This window comes from Cupriavidus sp. SIMBA_020, assembly GCF_046535395.1.
In the GTDB taxonomy this organism is placed as follows: domain Bacteria; phylum Pseudomonadota; class Gammaproteobacteria; order Burkholderiales; family Burkholderiaceae; genus Cupriavidus; species Cupriavidus campinensis.
On the sequence record NZ_JAWRWU010000391.1, the window covers coordinates 1 to 281 of the forward strand.

General features: G+C 68.3%; 1 protein-coding gene. It reads right to left on the bottom strand.

Going from position 1 to position 281, the window contains the following annotated elements:
* Nucleotides 1–38 precede the first annotated feature (38 nt).
* Nucleotides 39–281: COX aromatic rich motif-containing protein (locus SB751_RS29730; protein WP_410748987.1), on the bottom strand; the 243-nt coding region annotated here is incomplete at its 5' end.

The window sequence follows — 281 nt, forward strand, 5'->3', positions numbered from 1 at the left end:
GGTACGGCATCGAGCGTGAGTTTTCCGAACATGTGTGATTACTCCGCTGCCAGGATGGCGGGCGCGCGCGCGCCGCTGCGTTCGAGGGTGAGCGCCGGCACGTTCGCGCCGGTGCCGCAAATCGGGTTGCCGTGAACGTCGCGCATGTATTTGTCGACGACGCCTTCGAACAGACCCGGCGCGACGTTCGAATAGAGCGTCACGGGCGTCTTTTCGCCGGGGATCGCGAGGCGCTCGTACGCGCCGCGGCTCAGCATCGCGGGCGAGGCCTGGGCGCGGGC